This window comes from Peribacillus sp. NPDC058002 (assembly GCF_042886655.1).
In the GTDB taxonomy this organism is placed as follows: Bacteria; Bacillota; Bacilli; order Bacillales; family DSM-1321; genus Peribacillus; species Peribacillus aracenensis.
Genome location: NZ_JBHVQU010000282.1, coordinates 1 through 4,263, shown reverse-complemented (window position 1 = coordinate 4,263; position 4,263 = coordinate 1). Strand labels below are relative to the sequence as shown.

Annotated in this window: 3 protein-coding genes; all 3 read right to left on the bottom strand. The window is 41.4% G+C overall.

Annotated elements, in window-relative coordinates:
• Positions 1-34: 34 nt before the first annotated feature.
• The 3 genes from ACFVSH_RS23520 to ACFVSH_RS23510 all read right to left on the bottom strand — a co-directional run bounded on the left by ACFVSH_RS23520 (position 35) and on the right by ACFVSH_RS23510 (position 3,670).
• Positions 35-1,375 carry an aspartate aminotransferase family protein gene (locus ACFVSH_RS23520; protein ID WP_387708129.1) on the bottom strand — a complete coding sequence of 447 codons (1,341 nt, stop codon included), beginning with the start codon at positions 1,373-1,375 and terminating at the stop codon, positions 35-37.
• Between the two features lie 71 nt (positions 1,376-1,446).
• Complete coding sequence (locus ACFVSH_RS23515; RefSeq protein WP_387708128.1) at positions 1,447-2,904, bottom strand: CoA-acylating methylmalonate-semialdehyde dehydrogenase; 1,458 nt, start codon at positions 2,902-2,904, stop codon at positions 1,447-1,449.
• A 217-nt stretch (positions 2,905-3,121) separates the two neighbouring features.
• Positions 3,122-3,670: a GNAT family N-acetyltransferase gene (locus tag ACFVSH_RS23510; RefSeq protein WP_387708126.1), complete on the bottom strand. Its 549-nt coding sequence runs from the start codon at positions 3,668-3,670 to the stop codon at positions 3,122-3,124.
• Positions 3,671-4,263 lie beyond the last annotated feature (593 nt).

Genomic DNA, 4,263 nt, shown 5'->3' with positions numbered 1-4,263 from the left:
GTTGAATTTTCAGTTTTTTGCCATCACCTTATTTTCATAGTTCCGCTAGCGTTCGCTTTACAGACGTTATGATGCATGAAAAATCCTCTTCAGTTATACTAAGTGGGGGGGCAAGGGTCAGGACATTATTGAAACCTGCTACTGTATCACCATTTTTACCTATGATCAGACCCTTTTCTTTGCATGATGCAATCACTTTATTGATTTTGGTAAGTTCGATCGGTTGTTTTGTAAGTTTATCTTCCACTAGTTCAATGCCTACCAACAAACCTTTGCCACGTACATCCCCAACATTCGGGTGAGATTTGATTTCTTCAAACTCTTGCAGAAAGCGTAGGCCTAGCTCCTTAGACCGTTCTATAAGTTTTTCATTTTCATATATTTCAATATTCTTCAAAGCAAGGGCACAGGCAGCCGGATTGCCGCCAAATGTATTTACATGTCGAAAGCGGTCATAAACGTCTGAGCCAATATACGCTTCATAAATTTCACGTTTGACTGCTGTAGCGGATAATGGCAGGTAAGCGCTAGTGATTCCTTTAGCCATTGTTACGATGTCTGGTTTTACATCATAGTTCATAAATCCGAACTTCTTACCGGTACGGCCAAACCCGCAAATGACCTCATCCGAAATGAGAAGGACACCATTTTTCTCACAAATTTCCTTGACACGTTTCATATAACCATCAGGCGGCATCAAAATTCCGCCCCCAGTGATGATTGGTTCCATGATGACCGCAGCCACCGTTTCGCTCAACTCCCATGTAATGGTCCGTTCAATTTCCGCTGCACTTTTTTCTCCGCTTTCATCCTCTGGATTTCGGTAAGAATCTGGCGGTGATACATGAAGAAATCCTGGGGCGAGTGGTTCATATTTATATTTTCGCTGTGCCTGCCCGGTGGCTGACAGGGCGCCCATTGAATTTCCATGATAGCCGCGATAACGGGAAATGAATTTATAACGTCCATGTTCACCTTTTTGCTGATGATACTGCCGCGCAATTTTAAAAGCAGTCTCATTCGCTTCCGAACCGCTGTTAGAGAAGAAAATCACATAATCCCCACCAAGCCATTCATTTAATTTCTCTGCTAGCTTAATGGCCGGGATGTGGCTATTCGTTAAAGGGGCATAAGGAAGTTCCTTCAGCTGCTCGTAAGCCGCATCAGCCAATTCCGTGCGGCCATACCCAACGTTGACACACCATAAACCTGACATCCCATCCAGGAAACGATTCCCATCAACATCCGTTATCCATGCTCCTTGCCCGTTTTTGATCACCATTGCTCCAGGACTGGATTCAGCCCCTTTCATATGATGCCATACATATTTACCATCCATCGCTTTAAGATCCTGACCCTGTTTTTCAACTTGCATAAGGTACACTCCTCCTAAAATAATTTATAAATGAAGGCCGACCACAATTTGTGTCGACCCCCAATTTCCTATCAGTATCTTGCCGTTAACATTTTCTTTCTAGTGTAAAATTCAACGCCGTCTTTCCCATTGGCATGAAGATCTCCATAAAATGAACTTTTATATCCGGAAAATGGAAAGAATGCCATTGGCGCGGGTACCCCAAGGTTAATACCAAGCATACCTGCATCAATTTCTTCGCGAAATTCCCGGATGGCTTTTGCACTATCCGTATAGAGGCAGGCACCATTGGCAAATTCGGATTGATTGGTCAATTCGATTGCTTCTTCAAGGGTATTAACCCGTACTATGGATAAGACAGGGGCAAAAATTTCATCCTTCCAAATTTTCATATTTGTTTTCACATGATCAAATAAGGTCGGTCCAACGTAATAGCCATTTTCCTGATCGCCTTCATGCCTGCCATCACGAAGGAGGACAGCTCCTTCTTTTTCCCCGATTTCAATATATTGTTCAGTTCTCTTTTTATGAGTATCACGGATCACTGGTCCCAGGAAAACGTCCTTATCCATTCCATTTCCAATCTTGATATCATCCGCTGCAGCCTTTAATCTCTCAACGAGCGAATCTCCCACTTCCCCCACCGCAACAACCACTGATGCAGCCATGCAGCGCTCGCCTGCAGAACCGAAAGCGGCATTCGTTATGTTCGTTACCGCATTATCCAAATTCGCATCAGGCATGACGATTGAATGATTTTTCGCTCCTGATAAAGCCTGGACACGTTTTTTATTGGCAGCTGCCGTTTTGTATACATACTCTGCGACAGGCTGGGATCCCACAAATGATACCGCTTTAATGTCTTCATGTTCCAAAATCCCATTCACAACATCGTGGGCTCCATGGACAATATTGACAACCCCATCTGGAACTCCAGCTTCTGTCAATAATTCCACAAGACGGTTGGCTAAAAGCGGTGTCCGTTCTGAAGGTTTTAAGATAAACGTATTTCCACAAGCTATTGCCAGCGGGAACATCCAACATGGCACCATCATCGGGAAATTAAACGGTGTAATCCCGGCAACGACACCCATTGGATACCGATACATGCCAGATTCAATGCCTGGGGAAATATCAGGTAGCTGACTGCCCATCATCAATGTAGGCGCACCTGCTGCGAACTCTACGCATTCAATCCCACGCTGAACCTCACCATATGCTTCTGTATAGCTTTTTCCGTTTTCGATAGTGACCAGCTTTGCAAGCTCATCCCAATGTTCTATCAATAATTGCTGGTAACGGAATAAGTAGCGAGCTCTTTTTGGAACGGCCACCTTTTTCCATTCTTTAAAAGCCTTTTTAGCAACCTGCACCGCTTGGTTTACATCTTCCTTTGTTGAAAGGGGAACGATTGCCAATGCTTCCCCTGTTGCCGGATTAGGCACTTGTTCATGTTTCGAAGTTGTGGACTCCACCCATTTGCCACCGATATAATTTTTCAACGTTTCTACATCATTGATAACTGCCATTAATATACCCTCCATTTCAACACGATTTCATAGTTTCATTATATTTTTCAAATCGACTTTTTTCATTAGACGTTTTGTATAGTTTTTTATTCAATATTTGCACATATTGTTTGTTTTTGATTTTCCCATATTTATAATTATCATGAACAGAAATTCAGGCTTTCAAAGCCGATGTATATCTCCTTATTATCTCTTTGATCAGCTGACTTCACAGCCATCATTTTATGATGGAATATAGCTTTAGGTCTTGATGCTTTCCCTTAACAAACATTCCTTTTCTTATGATTCCCTCAAAAGACATGCCAGACTTTTGCATGACTCGCTCTGAACCCAAATTTTCAACGAAGCACCGTGCTTGTATTCGAATTAGGTTCATATTTTCAAAGCCAAAAGCGATTATCTTTTGAGCTGCCTCCGTCATCAAGCCACTCCCCCAATATTCGGGTGCAAGCACATATCCGATTTCTGCACTATGATGATCAACCTGCCATGTAACAAAATCAATCGTACCAATCAACTTACCACTATGCTTGTGTTCTATGCCCCATAGAGCAATTTTATTATCCTCATAATTTTGTAGGATAAATCGGATAAAATCTTTTGTATCACTTAGGGAACGATGAGCTTCCCATGTGACATAACGGGAAACTTCACTGTTGGATGCATAAGTGAACATGTCTTCGGCATCATTCATGGTGACTTTCCTCATTACCAAGCGTTTTGATTCAATAGTAGGCAGCTGTCCATATATGTCTTTCACGTTCATGAATACACCCCATTCCATTGATTACTAGTATTATAGCAAGATTGTTAAGCACTCGCTGTCCCATTTAAAATATTATCGAAACTTACGAATGTTTCGGAAAAGAATGATGCAGGGGGTGAAAACTCATAATAAACCAAAATTTGAATGAGTTCTTTTCTGGAAAAATCGGACAGGAAACTTAAAAATCGCCAAGTCTTTTGGGATGACCGTATTAGGAATGCGTCATAAATCGGAAAAATTTGTAGATGAGATGTCCACAACTACAACTTGCGATTGATTAACTTGAATTCTTTTTTTCGAAAATATTCCGTGTTTTTAGGGTCAATGTAATGTCACGGCAAGCACACCCAGGTGGAAAATATTGGGTATCAAGATTTATCCATTGCCTGTGTACATAAATAATCTTCCTTTGTTAGCTTGCAGATTCCGACATTATCTGTTATATTTAAAAAGAATTATTTTTGTTCGGGAAGATTGATAAGTGAAAAACTTTTCGTCTAATGATTGAGCAAGGGTAGTAACACAATGTGTGGATTCACACTAGGAGGCAACAACAATGGAACAAGGTAAAGTAAAATGGTTTAACGCAGAAA

Coding starts and splice junctions, on each gene's coding strand:
- ACFVSH_RS23515 (WP_387708128.1), bottom strand. CDS start 2,904: ATGGCAGTTATCAATGATGTAGAAACGTTGAAAAATTATATCGGTGGC.
- ACFVSH_RS23510 (WP_387708126.1), bottom strand. CDS start 3,670: ATGAACGTGAAAGACATATATGGACAGCTGCCTACTATTGAATCAAAA.
- ACFVSH_RS23520 (WP_387708129.1), bottom strand. CDS start 1,375: ATGCAAGTTGAAAAACAGGGTCAGGATCTTAAAGCGATGGATGGTAAA.